The following is a 24107-nucleotide window of genomic DNA, read 5'->3' on the forward strand; positions in this document are numbered from 1 at the left end:
TTAATATTTCAAAAACTTAACATGAAAAAATATTTTATAGCCTTAATGGCTTTTGCTACAATTAGTAATGCTTTTGCTCAAGATGGTACTGTTATATTACCTAACTCTACAGACAGTAGAGTAATTACTACGGGTTTACCTTTTATGCTTATTGCTCCAGATGCTAGGTCAGCTTCGTTAGGAGATATGGGAGTTGCGACTTCTGTTGATGGGTTTTCTCAACAATACAATCCAGCTAAATATGTGTTTTCAGAAACAAAACAAGGCGTAAGTTTAGCTTACACACCTTATTTAACAAAATTGGTTAATGATATCTCGTTAAGTTATGTGACTTACTTTAACAGAATAAATGAATATAGTGCTTTTTCTGCAAGTCTTAAATATTTTTCATTAGGTGAAATTGTTTTAACACAAGATGCTAGTGATCCAGGTGTAGCTGTAAAACCTAATGAATACGCAATAGATGCTGCATACTCATTACGATTAGGACAGCAATTTTCTATGGCAGTAGGCTTACGTTATATGCGTTCAGCTCTTAGACTTAGTGAGGTTGATGATAATGCAAATCCAGGCAGTACATTTGGTGCAGATATTACAGGGTATTATCAAAGTGAAGAGGAAGCTTATAATGATTATAATGGAAGATGGAGGGTCGGTTTTGCTATTCAAAATTTAGGACCAAAGTTTAAGTACGATGATGGTGGTGAAGATGTGTTTCAACCTACCAACTTAAGATTAGGTGCTGGTTTCGATTTTATTTTTGATCAATACAGTACTTTAGCCGTAACAGCTGAAGTATCTAAGTACTTAGTGCCAACACCTCCTATTTACGGTAAAGAATACAATTATGATGACGATAATGGTAATGGTGTATATGATGATGGAGAAGAGTATACTAGTCCTATAGATAATAATGATATCATTATTGATGGCCAAGATCCAGATGTAGGTTTTATGACAGGTGTTTTTCAATCTTTTAGTGATGCTCCAGGAGGGTTTAGTGAAGAATTAAGAGAATTTACTTGGGCTTTAAGTGCTGAATATACTTACCAAAAAAGTTTTTCATTAAGAACAGGTTATTTTAATGAAGCAGATGATAAAGGTGCACGTAAGTTTTTTGCTTTAGGTGCTGGGTTTAAATACACAACAATAAATGTAGATTTATCATATTTATTCTCAGCTTCAAAAGTAGCGAGTCCATTAGAAAATACATTACGTTTCTCTTTAACGTTTAATTTTGGTGATGGTGAATATAGAGAGTATTAAATTATTTAATTAAAATGATCTTTAAATTCAATCACCAGGTGTAATATTAGAAGTCTTTTTAATTAAGAAGTAATAAAATAAATTATATAAAAAAACTATTGTTTAGCTAACAATAGTTTTTTTGTCTCAACTAATTTGTGAAATATGAAGGAAGTTAAAATAGAAACGACATTAGAGGTTTATACAAATATTAATGAGCTTTCTAGTGATATACAGGTATTAATGAATGCTGCAATAGAAGCAAGAGATAATGCTTACGCACCTTATTCTAAATTTAATGTCGGTGCAGCTATTTTATTAGACAATAATGAAGTAGTGATAGGTAGTAATCAAGAAAACGCCTGTTTTCCTTCAGGGCTATGCGCAGAGCGTACAGCTATTTATTATGCAGGAGCTAAATATCCAAAAGCTAAGATGTTAAAGATGGCAATAACCGCATCTTCACAAAATCAATTAACGGATAAGCCTATTCCTCCTTGCGGAGCCTGTAGACAAACTATCGCTGAGTACGAAATTAAACAAAATCAGCCTATAGAAATCTATTTTATGGGTGTTGAAGGTAAGGTGGTGAAATCTCACTCTTTAGCCAACTTATTACCTCTTCTTTTTGAAAGTTCAGTATTATAGTGTTTTCGTTGAAAAAAAGTTAAAAATCTCTTGTTTTTTTATCACATAGTGTTTCTTCATTATCATCTAAAGTGTTATTTTTGTTATACTATTTAAAGTTTAATAGAACACATCAAGAAATGCAAAAAATAACCAAAGAAGTTTACCTAAAGTGGTATGAGGACATGTTGTTCTGGCGTAAGTTTGAAGACAAGCTTGCAGCTGTTTATATTCAACAAAAAGTTAGAGGATTCCTTCATTTGTATAACGGGCAAGAAGCTATTTTAGCTGGAGCTTTACATGCAATGGATTTAACAAAGGATAAGATGATTACTGCTTACCGTAATCACGTTCAACCTATTGGTATGGGGGTGGATCCAAAAAGAGTAATGGCTGAATTGTTTGGGAAAGCAACTGGAACATCTCAAGGTTTAGGTGGTTCAATGCACATTTTCTCTAAAGAGCACCGTTTCTTTGGTGGGCATGGTATTGTTGGAGGACAAATTCCTTTGGGTGCTGGTATTGCTTTTGGTGATAAATATCACGGTAGCGATGCTGTAACACTTTGTTGTTTCGGTGATGGTGCTGCTAGACAAGGATCTTTACACGAGTCATTTAACCTTGCAATGTTATGGAATTTACCAGTAGTATTTGTTTGTGAAAACAACGGATACGCAATGGGAACTTCAGTTGCACGTACAGCAAATCATACAGACATTTGGAAACTAGGTCTAGGTTATGATATGCCTTGTGGTCCAGTTGATGGAATGAACCCAATAAAAGTAGCAGAAGCATTTGATGAAGCAATTCAACGTGCTAGAACAGGTGGCGGACCTTCTTTCTTAGAAGTAAAAACTTACCGTTATAGAGGTCACTCTATGTCTGATGCACAACATTATAGAACAAAAGACGAAGTTGCTGAATACAAGAAAATTGATCCTATTACGCAAGTAAAAGATATTATTCTTGAAAATAATTATGCTTCTGAAGCAGATTTAAAAGCGATTGATAAAGACGTTAAAAAACGTGTTTCTGAATGTGAGAAATTTGCAGACGAATCTCCATATCCAGACAAGAACGTAATGTACGATGTTGTATACGAACAAGAAGATTACCCATTTATAGATCACAAAATTAAGTAAACTATGGCAGAAGTAATAAATATGCCGCGTTTGAGCGACACCATGGAGGAGGGAACAGTAGCCTCTTGGTTAAAAAAAGTTGGAGATAAAGTAGAAGAAGGAGATATTTTAGCCGAAATAGAAACAGATAAAGCTACAATGGAGTTTGAGTCTTTTAATGAAGGTACTCTATTACATATAGGTTTACAAGAAGGAGAAACTGCTAAGGTAGATTCACTTTTGGCTATTATTGGAGAAGAAGGTGAAGATATTTCTGCCTTAATTAGTGGTGGTAGTGCATCTGCAGTAGCTGAAGAAGCGCCTGCTGAGGCACCAGTTGCTGAAGCGTCTGCTCCTGCAGCAAGTGCTGAAGTTCCTGAAGGAGTAATAGTTGTTACCATGCCACGTTTAAGTGATACAATGGAAGAAGGAACTGTTGCTACTTGGTTGAAAAAAGTTGGTGATGAGGTTGAAGAAGGCGATATTTTAGCAGAAATTGAAACAGATAAAGCTACTATGGAATTTGAATCATTCCAATCAGGTAACTTATTATATATTGGTTTAGAAGAAGGTGAATCTGCAAAAGTAGATTCATTATTAGCGATTATTGGCCCAGCAGGAACTGATGTTTCAGCTGTTGCTAGTGGTTTTGGTTCTGCACCTGCTGCTGCCGCTCCTGCAAAAACAGAAGAGCCTAAAGCTGCTGCACCAAAGGCAGAAGCGCCTAAGGCTGCACCTGCTCCTAAAGCTGCTGCGTCAGTAGCAACGCCAAAAGTATCTAGTGATGGTGGACGTTTATTTGTTTCTCCATTAGCTAAGAAAATGGCTGAAGAAAAAGGATTTAACATTGCAGATATTCCTGGATCAGGAGAAAATGGACGTATCGTTAAGCGTGATGTTGAAAACTTTACACCTAAAGCTGCTGCACCTGCTGCCGCTGCCGGAGTTTCTACACCAGCTTCTGAAGAGAGTTTTGTAGAAATTAAAAACTCTAACATGCGTAAGGCTATCGCTAAAAATTTAGCAAAATCTAAATTTACAGCACCTCACTATTATTTAAATGTTGAGTTTGATATGGATAACGCAATTGCTTTCCGTAAGGAGGTAAATGCTATTCCTGATACTAAAGTATCATTTAATGATATTGTAGTTAAAGCTTGTGCTATGGCGTTAAAATTACATCCACAAGTCAACTCTCAATGGTTTGATGATAGAATGAAATTAAACAACCATGTACATATTGGAGTTGCTGTTGCTGTAGAAGATGGTCTTCTTGTACCAGTTGTTAAATTTGCTGATCAACGTAAATTGACTCAAATTGGTGCTGCTGTAAAAGAATATGCAATCAAAGCCAAAACTAAAAAACTATCTTTAGAAGAAATGGAAGGTAGTACTTTTACGATTTCTAACTTAGGTATGTTTGGTATTGATACATTTACATCTATTATTAACCAACCTAATTCAGCAATACTTTCTGTTGGAGCAATTGTTCAAAAACCAGTTGTTAAAGATGGTGAGATTGTAGTTGGTAATACAATGAAACTTTGTTTAGCTGCCGATCACAGAACGATTGATGGTGCTACAGGTGCTCAATTCCTTCAGACATTAAAAGGATTTATTGAAAACCCTATTTCAATGTTATTGTAATATAAATATTCAACTCTAAGTTTATTTTAGAGTCTATATAATTTAATCCTGATTTGATAATTTTTCGAATCAGGATTTTTTATCTTTAAGCCTTATCTAAAAATATAATATGAAGAAATTATTACTTATTCTTTTAATCGCATTAGTTTATTCTTGTTCATTTCAACTTAAAGGGAAAAATGGTGAGCCTGGTAAGGATGGTGTGTCACAAATACCTAAAATTACGAGTGCTTCTATTAAGGCTAGTATGGAATATTTAGCTTCAGATGAATTAGAAGGAAGAGCAACAGGAAGTAAGGGTATTGAGAAAGCAGCAGTCTTTATTGAGAATTATTTAAAGTCTAATGCTATTAAACCTTATTTTAAAACATATCGAGATTCCTTCAAATTAAATGATTTAGAAGCTTATAATATTGTAGGTGTTATTGAAGGAAATGACCCAATACTTAAAAATGAATATATTATTCTTGGTGGTCATTACGATCATATAGGTTTTGGTAAAACAGTAGAAGGAGATTCTATAGCTAATGGAGCTAATGATGATGCGTCAGGTACTATTGCGGCGATGGAATTAGGAAGATATTTTGCTGCGACTAAAACTAATAAGCGCAGTATTTTAATAACATTGTATGACGGAGAAGAACTAGGTCTTAAAGGGTCTGCACATTTAGCAGCACGTTTAAAAGGTGAAGGATTTAATGCATACACTATGATTAATTTTGAAATGATTGGTGTACCTAGGGCTGAAGGTGAAATAATGGCTTATATGAGTGGTTTTGAAAACTCTAATTATGCCGCTAAGTTGAATGAATATGCTAATGAAGAAATTATTGGTTTTTTTGATAAAGCGCAGCAAATGCAATTGTTTAGAAGATCCGATAACTTTCCGTTTTATCAAGAGTTAAATATTCCTGCTCATGCTATTTCTACTTTCGATTTTACAAATTTTGATTATTATCATCATGTAGATGATGAGGCTGATAAAATGGATTATGATCATATGGCTAGTTTTATTAATAAGATGATACCTGCATTAGAAGGTATAATGAATGCACCAACAAAAGAAGTGATTTTAAAAGATGAGTAAAAATATAATTATAACAGGAACGAGCCGTGGTATTGGATTTGAATTAGTTAAACTATTGGCTAAAGAGGGACATAATGTTTTGGCATTATCCCGAAATGAAAAACCAATATCAAATCTTAAAATTAATAATGTATCGTCTTTTGCTTTTGACTTATGTAATGAAGAAGATTATCAAAAAGTAATAGATTTTATTAATAAGGAGTGGGAGCAAGTCGATATTTTAATTAATAATGCAGGAGCTATAATTAATAAACCTTTTGCTGAAACAACGTTTCAAGACTTCACTAAAGTATATCAAACAAATGTTTTTGGTGTTTCAGAATTAACAAGAACAGTTTTACCACATATGAAAAGTGATGGCCATGTTGTTACTGTAAGTTCTATGGGAGGTATTCAGGGGAGTATGAAATTTCCAGGTTTGGCAGCTTATAGTTCTAGCAAAGGAGCGGTAATTACAATGACAGAATTGTTGGCCGAAGAATATAAAGAAACAGGACCTCAGTTTAATGTTTTAGCACTTGGAGCTGTACAAACTGAAATGCTAGAAGAAGCTTTTCCGGGATATATAGCTTCTACTACACCAGTAGAAATGGCTGATTATATTCAGAATTTTGCATTGACAGGAAATAAATATTATAACGGTAAAGTTTTACAGGTTTCTAATTCTACACCTTAATATAGGAGGTTTATAATTTGATAGATTTAACCAAGCTTCATTTTTTTTAGAATAATAACTTGTTCAATTAATTATAAGACGTTTAAATAATCATATTATAAATCTTCAAATCGTTTTAATTTATTCTGGGTTGTAATTAATTCAGATTTTAAATCCTCAATTTTATTCAATAGGTTAAAAACCGTATCAATACCTTCAAAATTAAGTTGAAGTTCTTGATGTAAACGTATCATTTTTTCTATATCTGCTATTTTATCTTGATGAATGCAATATGTTTTTTCAACCGAAATTAATTCAATTAGTCCATAATCATTTAGCGCATTAAAAAATGACATTTCTAGTTTGTAATGTGTACATAAACTAGGTAGTGGTATTAAATCTGTAGTCTCCATAGCTATTGTAATTTTGCGAGTTCTTCAAAAAGTTCTTTCTCTTTATCAGATAGTTTTTTTGGTAATTGAACATTGTAAGTAATATATAAATCACCAAATTCTCCGTCTTTTTTGTATTTAGGAAACCCTTTGCCTTTTAACTTAACCTGTGTACCATTTTGTGTTAACGGTTTTAGGTTTAATTTTACTTTACCATCAAAAGTATCTACGGTAATATCTTCGCCTAAAACAGCTTTATATAAATTAAGATCAACATTTTTATAGAGATTAGCACCATCGCGTTTAAAATCGGTGTTATTTATAATATTAAATTCAATTAGTAGATCTCCATTTGGTCCTCCATTTACACCTTCTCCACCTTTGCCTTTAATTCTTATAATTTGTCCGTGAATAACTCCCGCAGGGATTGTTAATCTTATACTTTTTCCATTTACGGTTAATACACGTTTTTCAGTTGTGTAAACATCTTTTAAATTGAGCTGAAGCTGAGCATTAAAATCTTGACCTCTAAATTTTACATTTCCACGACTTTGGCTGCGTCCTCCTCCAAACATAGATTCAAAGAAATCAGAATATTCTCCATCATCAAAATTGCTAGAGTTAGAGCGGCGTTGATTGCGTTGATGAGATTGTCTAGCTTGTTCTTCAGCTTCACCATGTTGCCAATTTTCTCCGTATTGGTCATATTTTTTTCGATTTTCATCATGACTCAATACTTCATTAGCTTCATTAACTTTCTTAAATCTTAATTCCGCTTCTTTATCATTAGGATTTAAATCAGGATGGTGTTTTCGTGCTAATTTTCGATATGCTTTTTTAATATCGCTTTTGGAAGCATTTTTATCTACACCGAGTACTTTATAATAGTCTATAAATGCCATAATTTTAAATCTAAAATGTAGGTTAATTAAATTAATTGCCTACAGCTAAGTTAGCTGTTTTTCAGGTTAATGTCAAGGTATATGCTGTTAAGATAAATACAATAATTTAGGCTTTTGTTTTGATTAATAATGACATATTACTTATCAAATAAAAAATTAATTGTTGATCTCTTAATATGAATTTAGACTGCTGTTTTTTAATTGTGATTAACTTTGTATTTTTAAGTTGTATGATATCTGTTTTGAGTTTTTTAAAGTTTGATTAAAAGAATTTAATAGTAATTATTTAACGCTTATTTTTGCAGCAATGCAAACACCACTTTTAAATTATATTCCTGAGGGGGCACAACCTTTAGTTACTGAACTTTTGGCTATTGATAATTTGATAGTTAAAGTGAAGAAGGAGCGTAAAACACGACATGGTGATTATAGAGGATTACCAAACGGAAAGCATCAAATTACAATTAATTCTAATTTAAATTGTTATCGGTTTTTAATTACATTAATTCATGAAATCGCACATTTTGAAGCTTATAAAACTTATGGTAGGCTTATTAAGCCACACGGAAAAGAATGGAAACACACTTTTCAGCATTTAATGTTACCGTTTTTAAGGCCCGAAGTTTTTCCTTTAGAGTTATTGCCACTTTTAGCTAATCATTTTAAAAATCCTAAGGCATCTAGCGATACAGATACTCAATTGGCTTTAGCTTTAAAGCAATTTAATGAAGACAATGATAAAACCTATGTTTTTGAAGTGCTTTTAAATCAAAGTTTTAAACTAGATAATGGAAGAGTTTTTAAAAGAGGAAATAAAAGAAGAAAACGATTTGAATGCGTAGAAGTTAACACAGGAAAATTATATTTGTTTAACCCAAATGCAGAAGTAGAAACCCTAGATTAAAAAAATAATGAATAATAAAAAATCAAATTATTATGCCATCCTTATGGCCGGAGGTGTAGGTTCAAGATTTTGGCCAGTCAGTACTCAAGATTTTCCAAAGCAGTTTCATGATATGCTTGGAACTGGTGATACTTTAATTCAAAAAACATTTAATCGTTTAGCGCAATTAATACCTGAAGAAAATATCTTCATATTAACTAATGAGCGTTACAATGATCTTGTTTTTGAGCAATTACCTCAAGTAACCAAAAGGCAAGTTGTTTTAGAACCTGCAATGCGTAATACAGCACCTTGTATATTATATGCTTCTTTAAAAATTCAGAAAGAAAATGAAGATGCTGTAATGATTGTAGCACCAAGTGATCATTGGATCGAAGATGAAAAAGCCTTTTCTGATAACGTAAAAACAGCTTTTGATTATTGCGAATCTAACGATGCGTTAATGACTTTAGGTATTACGCCAACATTTCCAAACACGGGTTATGGTTATATTGAATATGATAAATCTTCTTCTACCGAAATAAAATCAGTAAATCAATTTAGAGAAAAACCAGATTATAAAACGGCAAAGTCTTTTATTGATCAAGGGAATTTTCTGTGGAATGCAGGGATTTTTATGTGGAGTGCAAAATCTGTTATTTCTGCTTTTAAAAATAACCAGCCAGAGTTATTTCAATTATTCGAAAGTGGTTTTAGTGCCTATAACACCGAACTTGAAGAAGAATTTATAAAAGAGAATTATAAAAAAGCAGAAAATATTTCAGTCGATTACGCATTGATGGAAAAGAGTACTAATGTTTCTGTGATTCCTGCAACTTTTGATTGGAATGACCTTGGAACTTGGGGAAGTCTCTATGATAAATTAGATAAAGACGATAATGATAATGCTGTTGTTAATGCCAAAACTTTATTAGAAGATTCTAGCGGAAATATGATTCGTTCTAAAAAAGGTAAGGTTGTGGTTATCGATGGTTTAAAAGATTATATCGTTGTTGATAAAGAAGAAGTTTTACTTATCTTTCCAAAAGCCAAAGAGCAAGATATTAAAAAAGTACTTCAAAATGTGAAAGCTGAATTTGGTGAACAATACGGGTAATCATTTTTTGAAGTTATTAAATAATAGCACTGTCTAATTAGATTTAGATATCTAAAACCATATTTTTTTTGAATTATGAGCGACGAACATAAATTTAATTTTTCAGAAGAAGAAAAAGAAGAGCAAGAAAAACAAGAGCAAGAGGATAAGCAGCACGAACAGAAGCAAATTGACAAGGATAAGGCTGTTGAGGAAAAGAAAAAGGCTGTAAAGGAAGGTGCACAAGGTTTATTTGCTAGTGTTAAGACTTTTCTACATGAATTACTTGATTTTAGAGAAGACACAGATCGAGATGCAACGATAGCTGCAATCAAGGCAGATATTCCTTTTAAAGGAGCAACAGCTTGGATTTTAGTTTGCTCTATTTTTGTTGCATCTATAGGTCTTAATGCAGATTCTACAGCTGTAGTAATTGGTGCCATGTTAATTTCTCCATTAATGGGGCCTATTTTAGGTGTTGGAATGTCAATTGCGCTAAATGATATTGATACGCTTAGAAAGTCGTTAATTAATTTAGCGACAATGATTGTGCTAAGTTTATTAACTGCCTATTTATTTTTCAAGTTCTTTCCGTCTGCAGACTTAATGACCAATGAGCTTTTTGGTAGAACTAAACCCGACTTAAGAGATGTTTTAATTGCTTTTTTTGGGGGTGCTGCCCTTATTATAGCCCGAACTAAAAAGGGTACCATAGCATCGGTGATTTTTGGTGTCGCTATTGCTACGGCATTAATGCCTCCATTGTGTACTGCAGGTTATGGCTTGGCCCACGATTGGGAGGTTTTTATTGGTGCAATGTATTTGTTTACAATCAATACTATATTTATTGCTTTAGCGACATTTATAGTGTTGAAGGTTCTAGGGTTTCCAATGTTAAAATATGCCAATTCTAAAAAACGAAAACGAATAGCTCAGTTGGCATCATTGATAGCCATACTTGTTATGGCACCTGCAATATGGACTTTTATGAATTTTATTACTCAAAGTGGTTTAGATGGTGATTATCAAAAGTTTATAGAAGACGAGGTAAAGTCTAATAATGAGTTATGGTACCAGAATGCTATTCCTCATTGGGAAGATAAAGAAATTGTGTTATATATTAATGGTGAGGTTTCTGATGCTATGGTAGCAGATTTGAATAATGAAATTAAAACTTACGATAAGATAAAAGATTTTAAACTGATTATAAAGGGTAATAAAAATAGAAGCTTTGATAAAATTTCTGATGCTTATGATAGAGCAATCAAGGATTTAGATCAAAAAGATAATATTATAAATGGTCTTCAAAGTCAGATTGAAGATTTACAGAAAAATATTACTAACTTAAATAAGCAAATAGAGTCTAAGAGTTCAGATCAAAATTCAGTTTCATTTACATCATTATCAAGAGATGCTAAAATTAAATTTAGTGATTTAGAGTCTTTTGGATATGCTAAAATGTTGGAGTCTAAAGATTTTATAAACATTGATACGGTAAGTGTAGCTAATGTAAGATGGAAAGTGAAACTTACGGATAGTATTGTGTTTACTAAAGAGCGTGATTTACAAAAGTGGCTTAAAAACGAACTTAAAGTCGATACCGTATTTATTAAGAGAAATTAATAGAGAAAAGTTAAATGTAATGAAGAGCTTTATTTATTTCGCGTCTTCTTCAAGATACATTTTACGTACCTTTCTAAATAACTCAGAAGAATAAACGAAGTCAGTAACGGCTTCGTTTTCTGTTTTAAAAATAGTTTCGTTAGAGCCTTCCCATTCTAATAATCCATCTTTAAGGAAAACTATCTTTTTTCCAATTTCCATTACAGAGTTCATATCGTGTGTATTAATAACAGTAGTGATATCAAATTCTTCTGTAATTTCTTTAATTAAATTATCAATTACAATAGCTGTTTTAGGATCTAATCCAGAGTTTGGTTCATCACAAAATAAAAACTTAGGTCTGTTTACTATAGCTCTTGCAATAGCAACACGTTTTTGCATACCACCAGATGCTTCACTAGGTTTCTTATCATGTGCATTATCTAAATTAACACGTTTTAAAACAATATTTACACGATCTTCCATTTCACTCTTACTCTGTTTGGTAAACATCCTAAGAGGGAACATTACGTTTTCGGCAATAGTCATAGAGTCAAATAACGCACTACCTTGAAAAACCATTCCCATTTCAGAACGTAGGTTTGTTTTTTCATTACGAGATAGTTTACTGAAATTTTTACCCTCATAGCAAATAGATCCTTCTTCATAATCAAATAATCCAAGGAGGCATTTTAAAAAAACGGTCTTACCAGATCCACTCTGACCAATAATTAAATTTGTCTTTCCTTTATCAAAAGAAGTTGTAATTCCTTTTAAAATATGTGAGTCTCCAAAAGATTTCTGTAGGTCTTTAACTTCTATCATAATTATCCTAATAATAAACTGGTTAGTAAAAAATTAACCATAATAATCATAACGCTAGTCCAAACGAATGATGTTGTGCTGGCTTTACCAACTTCTAAGGCTCCACCTTTCATAAAATAACCATAATAAGAAGGAATGGTTGCGAGTAGAAAAGCAAATACCAAGGTTTTTAAAAATGCATATATAAAATGAAATGGAATAAAATCTAACTGAACGCCTTCTATGTAATCTTCCATTGTTCCATAACCGCCGTATACACATGCCATAAGTCCTCCTAATATTCCTAAAAACATAGCAATAGAGATGACAAAAGGATAAAGTGTTAAAGCTATAAATTTAGGAAAAACAAGATAGTTAATTCCGTTAATACCCATAACTTCTAATGCATCAATTTGTTCTGTAACACGCATAGTTCCTATGCTTGATGTAATAAAAGAACCAACTTTACCAGCCATAATTATAGATATAAATGTCGGCGCAAATTCTAGTATTATAGATTGGCGTGTTGCAAAACCCACTAGATATTTTGGCATTAGTGGACTCGTCATATTTAGTGAAGTTTGTATGGCTACAACGCCTCCAACAAAAAATGAAATAAATGCTACAATACCAAGAGAACCTATGATGAGATCATCAATGTCTTTCAGTATTAAAGGTTTCATCACGGACCACTTAGTAGGGCGGCGAAAAATGTCCTTTATCATTATAAAATAGGCACCAATATTATGTAGGTAAGTCATGTTTAATTTTATTAATGCTAAAGTATAAAAAAGGATTAGTTAATAATGTTAATTTAATCTAAGATAGTTTAAAAATTGTATTTTTGAACTTCAATTTAATGTATTATTACTAATGAAAAATATCTTCACCTTAGCAGCTGCATTAGCTATATTTATCTCGTGTGGTGCTCAAAGTACAACTACAAATTCTAAAAGCCAAACTACAAGTTTAGAAATTAATGAAAGGCCAAAATTAGTTGTAGGTATTGTTGTCGACCAGATGCGTTACGACTATTTAACACGTTTTCAATCTAGATTTGGTGACGGAGGATTTAACCGTATGATAAGTGAAGGTTTCAATTGTAAAAACAATCACTTTAATTATGTGCCAACTTATACAGGTCCTGGTCATACTTCTGTATACACGGGTACAACTCCCAAAATACACGGTATAATTGCTAATAATTGGTACGATAAAGAAGCTAAAGAAATGGTGTATTGTGCTGGTGATGATAATGTAACTTCTGTTGGTACAGAAGATGCAGCAGGTAAAATGTCACCACATAGAATGCAAACAACTACTTTTGGAGATGAAAATAGATTGTTTACACAAATGAAAGGTAAAACTATTGGTATTTCATTAAAGGATAGAGGTGCTATTTTACCAGCAGGTCATATTGCAAATGCAGCTTATTGGTTTCATGGTAAAGATGAAGGAGCTTGGATTACGAGTTCTTTTTATATGAATGAATTACCACAATGGGTTAAAGATTTCAATAAATCTAAAAGTGCAAAATCTTACTTAAAAGAATGGAATACATTATATGATATTTCAACATATACAGAAAGTGGATCTGATGAAAATACATTTGAAGGTGGTTTTAAAGGAAAAGATAAAGCAACATTTCCTTATGATTTAAAAAAGTTAAGTAAAGACAATAGAGGTTTTGATATTTTGAAAGCAACACCTTATGGTAATAGTTTAACTACAGATTTTGCAATTGCAGCTATTAAGGCAGAAAAATTAGGTCAAGATCAAATTACAGATGTTTTAGCAGTAAGTTTTTCTGCAACAGATTATGTCGGTCATAATTTTGGAGTTAACTCTAAAGAAGTTGAAGATACTTATTTGCGTTTAGATAAAGATTTAGAGCATTTATTTAATTATTTAGATGCTAATGTTGGAAAAGGGGAATATACTGTTTTTCTTACGGCAGATCATGGAGCTGTTGATGTACCAGCTTATTTAGAGTCTGTTAAAGTTCCTGCAGGTTACGTAGATAATAAAGATAGAAAAGCAAGATTTAATGTTTTTTTAAATGCTACGTACGGTACAGAGTCTATTGTAGAGAACATTAGTAACAATCAGATCTTTTTAGACAGAGCTAAAGTTAAAGAATTAGGTTTAAAATTAAGTGATGTTCAAGATGCTATTGCAATGGAGCAATTAAGTTATCCAAATATCTCTAAAGTTTATACAGCAACAACAATGAGTACGACTAGTTTCTCTGTAGGAGTGGAGGAGCTTATTGAAAATGGATTTAACCAAAAACGTTCGGGAGATGTAATTTTAGTAAATGATATCTCATTTATCTCATATGGAAAAACAGGTTCTACTCATGGTAGTAGCTCTAATTATGATACACACGTTCCATTGTTGTTTTTTGGAAAAGGAATTAAGCATGGTGAAACATTTAATAAAACTATAATTCCAGATATTGCACCTACTATGTCAGCATTGTTAGGTATTAGTTTTCCTAACGGAGCAACAGGTCAACCTTTAGGATTTGTGATTGATTAATTTTTTTTAATTTGAAGAGAAAACCAATTTATACAATCATAGCTGTAATTATCGTAATCGGTATTTATAGCTATGATTTTTTTATAGAACAAAAGGCTAAAGAAGAAGTTATAACTGAAGGTGAAATTGTAAAAGAAAACACCAACGAATTCTATTTGCCTACAAGTACGACGAATCAAATTGTACATCATCAAAATTATTCTCTGTCTTATAGTGAACCTCACGAACAAGCAGAGTGGGTGGCATACGAATTAAAGTTAGCACATTTAAGTTCTACAAATCGTAAGAGACCTTATTTTGAAATTGATGCTGCTGTAAAAACGGGAGCAGGACATTGGAATAATTATAAAAAATCAGGTTACGATAAAGGGCATCTTTGTCCTGCTGGAGATAGACGTTTTACTAAAGCGGCACACGATGAAACTTTTTTAACAAGTAATATTAGTCCACAAGAGCATCAATTTAATGCTGGTGTTTGGAATCGTTTAGAGCAGAAAGTTAGATATTGGGCAAAAAAGAATGATGGTATTTTTGTAGTTACAGGAGGTGTTTTAAAAGACAATTTGAAAACTATCGGAGATGAAAATGTAGCAGTACCTAATCAATTCTATAAAGTGATTTTAGATAACACGAACGGAAAAATAAAGATGTTAGCGTTTTTAATGGATCATGAAAACTCAAATTTACCTTTGTATAAATTTGTTGTCTCTGTGGATTCTCTTGAAACTTTAACAGGAATTGATTTCTTTCCAGAATTAGAAGATCGTATAGAAAATAAATTGGAAGCTTCTGCGAGTTATAAAAGCTGGTCTTTTTAATCTTATTTATTTAAATTTATTAAGAATCCCTTTCCAACGCAAATTTCTAATAAAATCACCTTCTGCTTTAGATACTAAAAATTCTATGCCTTTAGATTTAGCTTTAAAATAACCCGACATATAATCCTTAAATAACTGGAAGCTCCCTTTTTTATAAGCTAATTTTAATGCTGAAATTAAGGTGATAGAAAAACCATAGCGCATTTTATACATCGCTTCACCTTGTAAATATTTTGAAGCTTTATTATAAGATTTTCCGGTAGGTTTTAAATGTTTTACATGAAGTGTTTCATCGGTAAGGATTTGCCATCCATTATATTTGGCAAGCAATTCATCAACGGTATCCCAACCCATAGAAGCTTTTAATTGTCCTATTTGTTCAAAACAATCTTTTCTATAAGCTTTAAGTGCACCTCTAATGTGATCTTTGTTGGTGAGGTTTTCTAGTATCCATTCCTTATTTTTTTGAATATAACAGAAGCCTGAAGCCATTCCTAATTTAGGATTAGCCTTAAAATGATTCGTTAATTTTTCTAAATAATTATCAGGGAAAATAAGGTCGGCATCAAATTTACAAATGATGTCATAATTGGCGTCAAGTGTATTTAAACCTTTATTAAAAGCATGAATAATTTTAGAACCCGGTAAATGTTTATCTGAAGACTTAGAGTTTAATACAGAAATCCACGGATGTTTTGAAGCGTAATCTTCACAAATCGTTTGTGTATTGTCATTAGAGTTGTCATTTACAACAACAACAGCTTTAGGAAGTGTGGTCTGTTGCACTAAAGACTCTAAAGTTTTACCAATAAAATCTTCTTCGTTATGCGCTGGGATGATGATGTAAAAATTCAAACTTCAAATTCTAAATTAGAAAGCCCAAAACTAAGTAAAGCATTTTGGAATTTTGAATTTACTTTTGTGAATTTACATTTCTTTCTGCATAAACAATATAATAACGCGGTGTAAAGCGTCTTAAAATAGGTCTAATTCCTAATTTATTTACAGGGTTTGTCCATTTTTGACGGTCTTTAATCACCCAACCTGTTTTCTCTAAAAGCCAATCTAACTGCCAGTCTTCAAATTCATGATAATGGCGATCTCGCATATCTGTTTTGCTTCTATATGCCGAAGAAAACCAAAGTCTTAGAGGAATACTGATAATAATTTTATCTGCTTTAACTGATTTTAAAACTTCGTAAGGTGATAAAAGATGTTCAAAAATTTCAAAAGCCGTAACAACATTAGTTTCGGCAGTCTCTAGAGCGGTACGATTTTCATCTAAATCTTCTCCAGATGTATTTTCAACCGAAAAACCTTCAGAAATCATAATCTCTGAGAATGGGTTTTTTACACCTAAGTCTAAGATAGTTTCTGAAGTAGAGATATGTTTTTTTAAAAACTGAAGCGTAAGATTGAAACGCTTATTTGGATATGTTTTTTCGTACATCTTTATTTTTAGAGAATCAGAAATCGTATCAAATTAATATTGATATACAATAGCATTAATATTCATACCTGCGCCTACGCTAGCAAACATAATGATATCACCTTTGTTGATTTCTTGGTTTTCTAATTGCCCTTTAAGAATCATATCTAATAATGTAGGTACCGTTGCAACGCTAGAATTTCCAAGCATGTTTATAGACATTGGCATAATACCTTCTGGCATTTCCATTTTATATTGCTTGTAAAAACGTTTAATGATGGCTTCATCCATTTTTTCATTTGCTTGATGTATTAGAATTTTCTTTACATCATTTATGGATTTTCCACTGTTCTCTAAACAAGATTTTAATGCTTTCGGAACATTTAAAAGAGCAAATTCATAAATCTTTCTACCATGCATTTTTATGTATTTACGCTTGGCTTCATTGTCTTTATCATTGGTTTCTCCAAAGAAAATATAATGGGCTTCTTCTAATGCATAAGTAGCACTTTCATGTGCTAAAATTCCTCCTTCATCATTATTTTCTTCTACAATTACAGCACCAGCACCATCACTATATATCATTGAATCTCTATCGTGCGGATCTATAACTCTAGACAAGGTTTCACTACCAATTACTAAACAACGTTTAGCAATGCCAGAAGCAATAAAAGCTTTAGCTTGGATAACGCCTTCAATCCATCCTGGACAACCAAAAAGTAAGTCATAACCGACACATTTTGGATTTTTAATTTTTAGTAAATGTTTTACTCGAGAGGCTATACTAGGAACCGTATCACTTTGTTCTGTATTATATTGTACATTACCGTAATTATGAGCTACAATAATATAATCAAGAGTTTCTCGATCTATTTTAGCATCTTCAATAGCTTTTTCGGCAGCAAAACTAGCAATGTCAGAATTTGATAATTCTTCTGTAACATACCTTCGTTCATGGATACCTGTAATAGCTTTAAATTTTTCTACAATAACTTCATTAGAATTCTTAATTGTAGATCCATCTGCATTTAAAAATTGATGATTGTAGAAATCTTCATTTTTTTCTACGTGACTGGGTATGTAACTTCCTGTACCTGCTATTTTAATTGCCATCGGTGTATATTTTCGTACTTACAAAAATAATCAATATTAAAGAGCTTTTGCCATTGCAAAGTTCTAAAGATTAAATTTTTGATGAATTCTTACTAATTGTTATATGTGAATATATAAAACATAAAAAAAGTATTCAAATTGAATACTTTTTTTATGTTATAAAGTTGGATTATGCATCCATATAGTCTTCAATGGGTGCACAACTACACATTAAATTTCTATCTCCAAAGGCATCATTTACACGTCTAACACTTGGCCAAAATTTATTGTCTCTAACAAATTCTAGTGGATATGCTGCAGCTTCTCTTGTGTAGGGTAAAACCCACTCATCAGAAGTAAGCATCTCTAAGGTGTGAGGTGCGTTTTTTAACATGTTATTAGGTTCATCTTTAGAAATTGTTTCAATTTCTTTTCTAATTGAAATCATAGCATCACAAAAACGATCCATTTCAGCTTTACTTTCACTTTCTGTAGGTTCAATCATCATAGTTCCTGCAACAGGGAATGATACTGTAGGCGAGTGGAAACCATAATCCATTAAGCGTTTCGCTATATCAGTAACTTCAATACCATTTGCTTTAAAACCACGACAATCAATAATCATTTCGTGAGCAGCTCTTCCGTTTTCACCAGAATATAATGTTGGGTAACATTCACTTAAGCGCTCTTTAATATAGTTAGCATTAAGTATAGCAACTTCTGTTGATTTCTTTAGACCTCTGTAACCTAACATTTTTATGTAACCATAAGAAATAAGACATACTAATGCAGAACCAAATGGTGCTCCAGAGATTGCTGAGATTGCTTGGTGACCTCCTGTTTTAATAATTGGATTTCCTGGTAAGAAAGGTACTAATTGTTTTGCAACACAAATTGGTCCAACACCTGGTCCACCACCTCCGTGAGGAATTGCAAATGTTTTATGTAAATTTAAGTGACAAACATCAGCTCCAATATTTCCTGGATTGGTTAAACCAACTTGCGCATTCATATTGGCACCATCCATGTAGACTTGTCCTCCGTTGTCGTGAATAATTTGTGTGATTTCTTTAATAGCAGATTCGTAAACACCGTGGGTAGATGGATACGTTACCATTAATGCAGAAAGATTATCTTTATGTAATTCTGCTTTTTCTCTAAGATCTTCAACATCTATATTTCCATCTTCAGATGCTTTTGTTACCACAACTTTCATTCCTGCCATTACGGCACTTGCCGGATTTGTTCCGTGTGCAGATGAAGGAATCAAGCAAATATTTCTATGGTGATCTCCACGAGATTCATGATATGCTTTAATAACCATTAAACCTGCAAATTCACCTTGTGCACCAGAATTTGGTTGAAGTGAAGTGGCTGCAAAACCAGTAATTTCAGATAATTGATCTTCTAATGCTTTTAACATTAATTTGTAACCTGTTGCTTGATCCGAAGGAACAAATGGATGTACATTTCCCCAACTTGGCCAGCTTAAAGGTAACATTTCTGAGGCTGCATTTAGTTTCATGGTACAAGAACCAAGCGAAATCATAGAATGATTTAATGCTAAATCCTTACGTTCTAAACGTTTTATGTAACGCATCAATTCTGTTTCAGAATGATAAGTGTTAAAAACATCTACAGTTAAGAAATCACTAACACGTTTTAAATGATCAGGAATCGTTTCATTAGTAGAAATGCTTTCAATCTTAGCTGTCGTTTCACCTGTTACAGTTTCAAAAATTGAAATGATTTCATTTAAATCTGAAACGTTTGTCGTTTCGTTAATAGAAATCGTTACTGTATTTGTATCTGGGTAGTGAAAGTTAACTTCTTTTTTCTCTGCTTCGTATTTTACTTTAACCGCATCTGCTTTTATTTGTATAGTATCAAAATAATGAGAGTTAACTTGTTCTAATCCTAATTTTGCTAAAGAATCAGCAAGGGTAGATGCTGAGTTTTTTATTTTGTCTGCAATAAAAGTAAGCCCTTTTGGACCATGATAAACAGCATACATTGCTGCCATAACTGCTAAAAGTACTTGTGCAGTACAAATGTTAGAGGTTGCTTTATCTCGTTTAATGTGTTGCTCTCTTGTTTGCAACGCCATACGTAAAGCTCTATTACCATTTGTGTCTTTTGTAACTCCGATAATACGACCTGGTATATCTCTTTTATAAGCATCTTTTGTTGCAAAATATGCTGCGTGAGGACCTCCATAACCCATTGGGATTCCAAAACGTTGTGTGGTACCAATAACAACATCTGCACCAAATTTCCCTGGAGCTTCAAGTTTTACTAAACTTAAAATATCTGCTGCAACAGCAACTTTTATATTTTTAGCATTAGCTTGTTCTATAAATGATTTAATATCTGTAATCTGACCGTTTTTTCCTGGGTATTGCAATAGTGCACCAAAATATTCGTCTGAAAGATTGTATTCGCTTTCGTTACCAATAACTAAATCAATACCTATTGGTGTAGCTCTTGTCTCTAATAAAGCAATAGTTTGAGGTAAAACTAAATCTGAAACAAAGAATTTATTAACGTTAGCTTTCTTTTGGCTACGATCTCTTACAGCAAATAATAAACCCATAGCTTCAGCAGCAGCAGTACTTTCGTCTAAAAGTGATGCATTGGCAATTTCCATACCTGTTAAGTCAATAATCATGGTTTGGAAATTTAACAAAGCTTCTAATCGGCCTTGTGCAATTTCAGCTTGGTAAGGTGTGTAAGCTGTATACCAACCTGGGTTTTCTAATACATTACGCTGAATTACTGCAGGTAAATTAGTAGGGTAGTAGCCTAAGCCAATATAAGTTTTAAATATTTTATTTCGTTGAGATAGCTCGTTGATGTGGCTTAGGTATTCTTGTTCACTTAAAGCAGCATCAAGGTCTAAATCTTTTTCTAGACGAATATTGCCTGGAATAGTTTCAGTGATTAATTGAGCTATATTTTTAACACCTATAGTGTCTAACATGGCTTTTTGCTCATCTGAATTTGGGCCAATATGTCTTAGTGCGAAAGAGGTTGTATCCATTAAATAATTATAATTTATTGAGTTGTGCAAAAGTACATATTTAGCCTAATTTTTTAGTTAACGAAAGCTAAAGTTTTTAACCGAAATTAGAGGTTATTAACACAATGCTTATTTTTGCTTTATGAATGTGTTGAAACGGATTTTTAATTTTTACCTAAATAGTAGTGTTCATGTTGCATTTGCAGCATTAGCATTAGCATGGGTAACACTTATAGAGCTGAATTTAAAATTTGATAAAGAGTTGCTCTATTTTGTTTTTTTTGCAACAATAACAGGCTACAATTTTGTGAAGTTTTTTGGTGTAGCTAAATTTCACCATAGAAGTTTAGCGGGGTGGTTAAAAAGCATACAGGTATTTTCTTTGTTTGCTTTTTTTGCAATGAGCTATTATTTGTTTCAGCTTAAGTTAAATACATTAGTGTGTATAGCTGTTCTTGGTGTTATTACTTTTTTCTATGCTATTCCTATTATGATTCCGAAACATTATTTATTTGACGATCATAAAAACTTAAGGCAAATAGGAGGTTTAAAAGTTTATCTCATTGCTTTAATTTGGACGGTGACTGCTGTTGTTTTACCTGTAGTAAATCAAGATTATGAAATTAACACTGATGTCCTTATTATTGGTTTGCAACGTTTATGTTACGTTCTTGTTTTAATGTTCCCTTTTGAGATAAGAGATTTGAATTATGATAGTTTAAAATTAGCAACAATTCCTCAAAAAATAGGCGTAAAAAAAACCAAGGTGATTGGTGTTTCACTCTTGGCTATTTTCTTTATGTTAGATTTTTTTAAAGATGAATTGGTTGCAGATACAGTTTTATCAACATTACTAATAACATCTGTAACATTATTATTATTACTTTTTTCGAATAAAAATCAATCGAAATACTACAGTGCCTTTTGGGTAGAGAGCTTACCTATAGTTTGGTTATTAATTTTATTTCTGTTTGCTTAATTCTTTTTCAAATTCAGATTGAAGCTTGTTTCGTTCTTCTGCTTTTAAACATTGAACTTTAGAAGTTTCTATGGTTTCTGATAATTTTGTGTTTTTTTTAGAATAGGTTTTTGTTACATGGCAATAAAGCAAGCGTAACATTAATTTAAATCGTTCACTGGTTGATGCTTCACCGTATTGTGCTTTATCACAAATATGTTGAGCTTCATCGCAACTAACAAATAAAAAACTTTTTTTCATCTTAATTTTTTTCTGTAAACAGAATTTTCAATTTAATTATACCAATTTTTTTCCATGCACTCAGCTAAACTTGTTCGTGCTCTGTGGATAATCACCCATAAGTTAGACGCAGTAATATCCAATTCTTTACAAATTGTTTCTGTATCATAATCTAACATTGTTTTCATTTTAAAAACTTCGGCTTGTTTTTCTGGTAATTTACCTAAGCAATCGTAGATCGCATCACCTAATTCAGAATTTACTAATTTGTCTTCAGCAGTTTTGTCAGAGGCATCAGAAACGCGCTCTTCTAACCAATCGCCTTCCGTTTCGGTATCACTATGATAGTTCATTCTAACTTCAGCTTTACCTTTATTAGAATTTATTTTTCGATAATGATCAATGATCTTTCGTTTTAAAATTGAAATTAGCCAAGTGCGTTCACTTGCTTCTCCTTTAAAATTAACCATTGATTTTAATCCAGCAAGAAATGTTTCAGAAATTAAATCCTGAGCAATTTCTCTGTCACTTACACGTGTAATGGTGTAATTGAAGAGGTAGTCTGAATATAGTTTTACCCAATCGTTTGGGTTGATTTGGTGCTTAGGCATTTATTGATTTGATTACTAAGTCAAAAATAAGTTAAAAAATTGAGAATTAATTTAGTTATATAAGATTACTTATAGCCTGTTCTATAGTTTGATGTTTAAATGTGAATCCTTTTTGAATTAATTTTTCAGGAATGACGTTTCTACTTTTTAGAACCAATTCAGGTTCTGTACCTATAATTTTTGCACCCAACTTGATGAGCCATTTTGGTTGGGGAATTCCGAAAGGAACTTTAAATGATCTTCTAAGTGTAGTCATTAATTTAGTATTTGTAGTTGGTTTTGGTGAAACAATGTTAAAGACTCCGTTGAGGTTGTTCTTTATTAAAAAATCAATAGCTCTTGCAAAATCTGTTTCGTGAATCCAACTAACTTTTTGTTTGCCATGCCATTGTTTTCCTCCTAATCCAAATTTTGTTAATTGTTTTAAAGGGATTAATGCACCTCCGTTTTCACCTAATACAATTGAGGTTCTTAAGATGACTTTTCTTGTCTGTGTTGTTTCTATACTATTAAAGGTAGCTTCCCATGATTTAGCAATATTCATAGAAAAGTCGTTACCAACATCACCGTTTTCTTCCGTCATTTGTTTTTGATAAGAATCTTTATAAATTGTTGAAGTAGACATGTTAAGCCAAGCCTTTGGTGGTTTTTTGCTTTTAAGAATTGCTTTTCCTAATACGTTAGTAGAATCTATACGAGAATCGTGAATCAGTTTTTTATTAGCTTCAGTATATCTACAATCTACAGATTTACCTGTAAGGTTGATGAGTGCATATGTACCCTCAAGTGCTTTGGTCCATTGGTCTAGATTTTTTGCGTTCCAGTAAATATGATTTGATTTGGTGGGTTTTCTAGTTAAGATTATAATGCCGTAACCATTACTTGTAAAATAGTTTTCTAAAACTTGGCCTAAGAAGCCAGTGCCTCCTGCTATGATGATTGTTTTCATGGTTAAGACGCTTTAGTTGTTGTGAATACTTGTTTCGATTTTCTTCGTCCTCTAAAAAACAAGTATAGATTTAAGAATAACATCACGCCTAAATAGATAGTGAATCCACCAATTTTTTTGCTTAATATTTCCATCAAGGTTTGATAGCTTATGGTTGAGTATGCGCTAGAGTAGATTTTCATGATATATAATGCGAACCCGATATTTATGAGGTAAAATCCAATTTCGAATAACTTATTGGTTGCTAATGCTATTTCTTCTTTGCCTTTAAAAATATCGATCATAAATATTTTGCCATTTTTAAATAGCATTTTAGAAATGTAAATTGTTAGTAAAATAACTATTGGTAAGTAAATAATGTAGCCGATAATGATTTTAGAATTTTCCAT

24 protein-coding genes are annotated in these 24107 nt (G+C 32.2%); 12 read left to right on the plus strand and 12 right to left on the minus strand.

All coding sequences use genetic code 11. From position 1 onward, the window contains the following. Positions 1-21: 21 nt before the first annotated feature. The 6 genes from porV (at position 22) to HSX10_RS08535 (ending at position 6403) form a co-directional block, all read left to right on the plus strand. Positions 22-1266: a type IX secretion system outer membrane channel protein PorV gene (gene porV, locus HSX10_RS08510; RefSeq protein WP_173587794.1), complete on the plus strand. Its 1245-nt coding sequence runs from the start codon at positions 22-24 to the stop codon at positions 1264-1266. Positions 1267-1410: 144 nt separating this feature from the next. Then, on the plus strand, positions 1411-1893 hold the full coding sequence (gene cdd, locus HSX10_RS08515) for a cytidine deaminase (RefSeq protein ID WP_173587795.1): 483 nt from the start codon (positions 1411-1413) through the stop codon (positions 1891-1893). Positions 1894-2012: 119 nt separating this feature from the next. Beyond that, positions 2013-3014: a pyruvate dehydrogenase (acetyl-transferring) E1 component subunit alpha gene (gene pdhA / locus HSX10_RS08520; RefSeq protein ID WP_173587796.1), complete on the plus strand. Its 1002-nt coding sequence runs from the start codon at positions 2013-2015 to the stop codon at positions 3012-3014. A 3-nt stretch (positions 3015-3017) separates the two neighbouring features. Next, positions 3018-4640, plus strand: coding sequence for a dihydrolipoyl dehydrogenase family protein (locus HSX10_RS08525; protein ID WP_173587797.1), 1623 nt, complete (start codon positions 3018-3020; stop codon positions 4638-4640). Between the two features lie 109 nt (positions 4641-4749). Then, entirely contained in the window at positions 4750-5727 is a 978-nt protein-coding gene (locus tag HSX10_RS08530) for a M28 family metallopeptidase (RefSeq protein ID WP_173587798.1), read from the plus strand. Beyond that, a complete protein-coding gene (locus tag HSX10_RS08535) occupies positions 5720-6403 on the plus strand; it encodes an SDR family NAD(P)-dependent oxidoreductase (protein WP_173587799.1) in 684 nt (227 codons plus the stop codon). The genes HSX10_RS08530 and HSX10_RS08535 overlap by 8 nt, the downstream gene beginning before the upstream one ends. Before the next feature lie 95 nt (positions 6404-6498). Here the strand turns inward: HSX10_RS08535 and HSX10_RS08540 are convergent, their stop codons facing one another. Together HSX10_RS08540 and HSX10_RS08545 are read right to left on the minus strand one after the other, a co-directional pair. Then, complete coding sequence (locus HSX10_RS08540) at positions 6499-6795, minus strand: chaperone modulator CbpM (RefSeq protein ID WP_173587800.1); 297 nt, start codon at positions 6793-6795, stop codon at positions 6499-6501. Positions 6796-6797: 2 nt separating this feature from the next. Continuing rightward, complete coding sequence (locus HSX10_RS08545; protein WP_173587801.1) at positions 6798-7676, minus strand: DnaJ C-terminal domain-containing protein; 879 nt, start codon at positions 7674-7676, stop codon at positions 6798-6800. Positions 7677-7983: 307 nt separating this feature from the next. On the opposite strand from HSX10_RS08545, the gene HSX10_RS08550 reads away from it, so the two are divergent. The 3 genes from HSX10_RS08550 to HSX10_RS08560 all read left to right on the plus strand — a co-directional run bounded on the left by HSX10_RS08550 (position 7984) and on the right by HSX10_RS08560 (position 11278). Beyond that, a complete protein-coding gene (locus tag HSX10_RS08550; protein ID WP_173587802.1) occupies positions 7984-8580 on the plus strand; it encodes a SprT-like domain-containing protein in 597 nt (198 codons plus the stop codon). A 7-nt stretch (positions 8581-8587) separates the two neighbouring features. Beyond that, entirely contained in the window at positions 8588-9676 is a 1089-nt protein-coding gene (locus tag HSX10_RS08555; protein ID WP_173587803.1) for a mannose-1-phosphate guanylyltransferase, read from the plus strand. A gap of 75 nt (positions 9677-9751) precedes the next feature. Continuing rightward, positions 9752-11278: a DUF389 domain-containing protein gene (locus HSX10_RS08560; RefSeq protein WP_173587804.1), complete on the plus strand. Its 1527-nt coding sequence runs from the start codon at positions 9752-9754 to the stop codon at positions 11276-11278. Between the two features lie 33 nt (positions 11279-11311). Here the strand turns inward: HSX10_RS08560 and HSX10_RS08565 are convergent, their stop codons facing one another. Together HSX10_RS08565 and HSX10_RS08570 are read right to left on the minus strand one after the other, a co-directional pair. After that, positions 11312-12082, minus strand: a complete 771-nt coding sequence (locus HSX10_RS08565) for an ABC transporter ATP-binding protein (protein ID WP_173587805.1) — start codon at positions 12080-12082, stop codon at positions 11312-11314. 2 nt (positions 12083-12084) lie between these two features. Further along, positions 12085-12822 carry an MlaE family ABC transporter permease gene (locus tag HSX10_RS08570; RefSeq protein WP_173587806.1) on the minus strand — a complete coding sequence of 246 codons (738 nt, stop codon included), beginning with the start codon at positions 12820-12822 and terminating at the stop codon, positions 12085-12087. Positions 12823-12934: 112 nt separating this feature from the next. Between HSX10_RS08570 and pafA the strand changes: the two genes are divergently transcribed. Next, complete coding sequence (gene pafA, locus HSX10_RS08575) at positions 12935-14602, plus strand: alkaline phosphatase PafA (protein WP_173587807.1); 1668 nt, start codon at positions 12935-12937, stop codon at positions 14600-14602. 11 nt (positions 14603-14613) lie between these two features. Further along, the gene (locus tag HSX10_RS08580; protein ID WP_173587808.1) at positions 14614-15420 is read left to right on the plus strand and encodes a DNA/RNA non-specific endonuclease; all 807 of its coding nucleotides are present in this window, start codon (positions 14614-14616) and stop codon (positions 15418-15420) included. 6 nt (positions 15421-15426) lie between these two features. Here HSX10_RS08580 and HSX10_RS08585 read toward each other — a convergent pair whose 3' ends face one another. From HSX10_RS08585 to gcvP, 4 genes are all read right to left on the minus strand, one after another. Then, complete coding sequence (locus tag HSX10_RS08585) at positions 15427-16275, minus strand: glycosyltransferase family 2 protein (protein ID WP_173587809.1); 849 nt, start codon at positions 16273-16275, stop codon at positions 15427-15429. A gap of 58 nt (positions 16276-16333) precedes the next feature. Continuing rightward, positions 16334-16870 carry a methyltransferase gene (locus HSX10_RS08590; protein WP_173587810.1) on the minus strand — a complete coding sequence of 179 codons (537 nt, stop codon included), beginning with the start codon at positions 16868-16870 and terminating at the stop codon, positions 16334-16336. A gap of 33 nt (positions 16871-16903) precedes the next feature. Further along, on the minus strand, positions 16904-17962 hold the full coding sequence (locus HSX10_RS08595; RefSeq protein ID WP_173587811.1) for a 3-oxoacyl-ACP synthase III family protein: 1059 nt from the start codon (positions 17960-17962) through the stop codon (positions 16904-16906). Positions 17963-18131: 169 nt separating this feature from the next. Then, the gene (gene gcvP / locus HSX10_RS08600) at positions 18132-20981 is read right to left on the minus strand and encodes an aminomethyl-transferring glycine dehydrogenase (RefSeq protein ID WP_173587812.1); all 2850 of its coding nucleotides are present in this window, start codon (positions 20979-20981) and stop codon (positions 18132-18134) included. A 121-nt stretch (positions 20982-21102) separates the two neighbouring features. Here gcvP and HSX10_RS08605 point away from each other — a divergent pair, with 121 nt between their 5' ends. Continuing rightward, positions 21103-21939 carry a UbiA prenyltransferase family protein gene (locus HSX10_RS08605; protein WP_173587813.1) on the plus strand — a complete coding sequence of 279 codons (837 nt, stop codon included), beginning with the start codon at positions 21103-21105 and terminating at the stop codon, positions 21937-21939. Here the strand turns inward: HSX10_RS08605 and HSX10_RS08610 are convergent. Genes HSX10_RS08610 through HSX10_RS08625 form a run of 4 tightly spaced genes read right to left on the minus strand, consistent with a single transcriptional unit; the run spans position 21922 to position 24107 of the window. Then, the gene (locus tag HSX10_RS08610) at positions 21922-22179 is read right to left on the minus strand and encodes a hypothetical protein (RefSeq protein WP_173587814.1); all 258 of its coding nucleotides are present in this window, start codon (positions 22177-22179) and stop codon (positions 21922-21924) included. The two genes, HSX10_RS08605 and HSX10_RS08610, sit on opposite strands and share 18 nt — an antisense overlap. A gap of 32 nt (positions 22180-22211) precedes the next feature. Then, on the minus strand, positions 22212-22769 hold the full coding sequence (locus tag HSX10_RS08615; protein WP_173587815.1) for a sigma-70 family RNA polymerase sigma factor: 558 nt from the start codon (positions 22767-22769) through the stop codon (positions 22212-22214). A gap of 55 nt (positions 22770-22824) precedes the next feature. Further along, positions 22825-23718 (minus strand): TIGR01777 family oxidoreductase, encoded by an 894-nt coding sequence (locus tag HSX10_RS08620; protein WP_173587816.1) that lies wholly within the window; start codon positions 23716-23718, stop codon positions 22825-22827. Between the two features lie 2 nt (positions 23719-23720). Then, the gene (locus tag HSX10_RS08625) at positions 23721-24107 is read right to left on the minus strand and encodes a hypothetical protein (RefSeq protein ID WP_173587817.1); all 387 of its coding nucleotides are present in this window, start codon (positions 24105-24107) and stop codon (positions 23721-23723) included.

The organism is Winogradskyella undariae, assembly GCF_013285155.1.
Taxonomy (GTDB): Bacteria; Bacteroidota; Bacteroidia; order Flavobacteriales; family Flavobacteriaceae; genus Winogradskyella; species Winogradskyella undariae.

Excerpts from the sequence above, each read along its gene's own strand:
- HSX10_RS08560 (WP_173587804.1), top strand. The coding sequence starts at position 9,752 with ATGAGCGACGAACATAAATTTAATTTTTCAGAAGAAGAAAAAGAAGAG.
- HSX10_RS08545 (WP_173587801.1), bottom strand. The coding sequence starts at position 7,676 with ATGGCATTTATAGACTATTATAAAGTACTCGGTGTAGATAAAAATGCT.
- HSX10_RS08615 (WP_173587815.1), bottom strand. The coding sequence starts at position 22,769 with ATGCCTAAGCACCAAATCAACCCAAACGATTGGGTAAAACTATATTCA.
- HSX10_RS08605 (WP_173587813.1), top strand. The coding sequence starts at position 21,103 with ATGAATGTGTTGAAACGGATTTTTAATTTTTACCTAAATAGTAGTGTT.
- pafA (WP_173587807.1), top strand. The coding sequence starts at position 12,935 with ATGAAAAATATCTTCACCTTAGCAGCTGCATTAGCTATATTTATCTCG.
- HSX10_RS08540 (WP_173587800.1), bottom strand. The coding sequence starts at position 6,795 with ATGGAGACTACAGATTTAATACCACTACCTAGTTTATGTACACATTAC.
- HSX10_RS08535 (WP_173587799.1), top strand. The coding sequence starts at position 5,720 with ATGAGTAAAAATATAATTATAACAGGAACGAGCCGTGGTATTGGATTT.
- HSX10_RS08565 (WP_173587805.1), bottom strand. The coding sequence starts at position 12,082 with ATGATAGAAGTTAAAGACCTACAGAAATCTTTTGGAGACTCACATATT.
- HSX10_RS08610 (WP_173587814.1), bottom strand. The coding sequence starts at position 22,179 with ATGAAAAAAAGTTTTTTATTTGTTAGTTGCGATGAAGCTCAACATATT.
- HSX10_RS08525 (WP_173587797.1), top strand. The coding sequence starts at position 3,018 with ATGGCAGAAGTAATAAATATGCCGCGTTTGAGCGACACCATGGAGGAG.
- cdd (WP_173587795.1), top strand. The coding sequence starts at position 1,411 with ATGAAGGAAGTTAAAATAGAAACGACATTAGAGGTTTATACAAATATT.
- gcvP (WP_173587812.1), bottom strand. The coding sequence starts at position 20,981 with ATGGATACAACCTCTTTCGCACTAAGACATATTGGCCCAAATTCAGAT.
- HSX10_RS08625 (WP_173587817.1), bottom strand. The coding sequence starts at position 24,107 with ATGGAAAATTCTAAAATCATTATCGGCTACATTATTTACTTACCAATA.
- pdhA (WP_173587796.1), top strand. The coding sequence starts at position 2,013 with ATGCAAAAAATAACCAAAGAAGTTTACCTAAAGTGGTATGAGGACATG.
- HSX10_RS08595 (WP_173587811.1), bottom strand. The coding sequence starts at position 17,962 with ATGGCAATTAAAATAGCAGGTACAGGAAGTTACATACCCAGTCACGTA.
- HSX10_RS08530 (WP_173587798.1), top strand. The coding sequence starts at position 4,750 with ATGAAGAAATTATTACTTATTCTTTTAATCGCATTAGTTTATTCTTGT.
- porV (WP_173587794.1), top strand. The coding sequence starts at position 22 with ATGAAAAAATATTTTATAGCCTTAATGGCTTTTGCTACAATTAGTAAT.
- HSX10_RS08555 (WP_173587803.1), top strand. The coding sequence starts at position 8,588 with ATGAATAATAAAAAATCAAATTATTATGCCATCCTTATGGCCGGAGGT.
- HSX10_RS08590 (WP_173587810.1), bottom strand. The coding sequence starts at position 16,870 with ATGTACGAAAAAACATATCCAAATAAGCGTTTCAATCTTACGCTTCAG.
- HSX10_RS08620 (WP_173587816.1), bottom strand. The coding sequence starts at position 23,718 with ATGAAAACAATCATCATAGCAGGAGGCACTGGCTTCTTAGGCCAAGTT.
- HSX10_RS08570 (WP_173587806.1), bottom strand. The coding sequence starts at position 12,822 with ATGACTTACCTACATAATATTGGTGCCTATTTTATAATGATAAAGGAC.
- HSX10_RS08550 (WP_173587802.1), top strand. The coding sequence starts at position 7,984 with ATGCAAACACCACTTTTAAATTATATTCCTGAGGGGGCACAACCTTTA.